The sequence below is a fragment of the Azotobacter beijerinckii genome (assembly GCF_900110885.1).
GTDB lineage: Bacteria > Pseudomonadota > Gammaproteobacteria > Pseudomonadales > Pseudomonadaceae > Azotobacter > Azotobacter beijerinckii.
Map to the genome: position 1 here is coordinate 1 of NZ_FOFJ01000174.1, position 1,177 is coordinate 1,177.

A 1,177-nucleotide genomic window follows, 5' to 3' on the forward strand; every position below is an offset into this window, starting at 1 on the left:
TGGCTAAGGAAAAATTCGAACGTAACAAACCGCACGTCAACGTTGGCACCATCGGTCACGTGGACCATGGCAAGACCACTCTGACTGCTGCGCTGACCAAGGTCTGCTCCGAGACCTGGGGTGGCTCCGCTCGTGCATTCGACCAGATCGACAACGCTCCGGAAGAAAAGGCCCGCGGTATCACCATCAACACTTCCCACGTTGAGTACGATTCCGCCATTCGTCACTATGCGCACGTTGACTGCCCCGGTCACGCCGACTATGTGAAGAACATGATCACTGGTGCTGCCCAGATGGACGGCGCAATTCTGGTCTGTTCGGCCGCCGATGGCCCCATGCCGCAAACCCGCGAGCACATCTTGCTCTCCCGTCAGGTGGGTGTTCCCTACATCGTCGTGTTCCTGAACAAGGCCGATATGGTCGATGATGCCGAGCTCCTGGAGCTGGTCGAGATGGAGGTGCGCGATCTGCTCTCCACCTACGACTTCCCGGGCGACGACACTCCGATCGTCACCGGTTCCGCCCTGATGGCGCTGGAAGGCAAGGACGACAACGGCATTGGCGTTTCCGCCGTACGCAAGCTGGTGGAAACCCTGGACTCCTACATTCCGGAGCCGGTGCGTGCCATCGACCAGCCGTTCCTGATGCCGATCGAAGACGTGTTCTCGATCTCCGGTCGCGGCACCGTGGTGACTGGCCGTGTCGAGCGCGGTATCGTCAAGGTGGGCGAGGAAGTGGAAATCGTCGGTATCCGTCCGACCACCAAGACCACCTGCACCGGCGTGGAAATGTTCCGCAAGCTGCTCGACGAAGGTCGCGCTGGCGAGAACATCGGCGCCCTGCTGCGCGGTACCAAGCGTGAAGACGTGGAGCGCGGCCAGGTTCTGGCCAAGCCGGGTACCATCAAGCCGCACACCAAGTTCGAAGCCGAAGTGTACGTGCTGTCCAAGGAGGAGGGCGGTCGTCACACGCCGTTCTTCAAGGGCTACCGTCCGCAGTTCTACTTCCGTACCACCGACGTGACCGGCAACTGCGAACTGCCGGAAGGCGTTGAAATGGTGATGCCGGGTGACAACATCAAGATGGTCGTCACCCTGATCGCTCCGATCGCCATGGAAGACGGTCTGCGCTTCGCTATTCGCGAAGGCGGTCGTACCGTTGGCGCCGGCGTGGTTGC

The 1,177-nt window shown here is 60.9% G+C and carries 1 protein-coding gene; it reads left to right on the plus strand.

Going from position 1 to position 1,177, the window contains the following annotated elements:
* Positions 1-1,177 (plus strand): elongation factor Tu (gene tuf, locus BMY22_RS23485; RefSeq protein WP_090625736.1); only part of this gene is annotated, 1,177 nt, incomplete at both ends.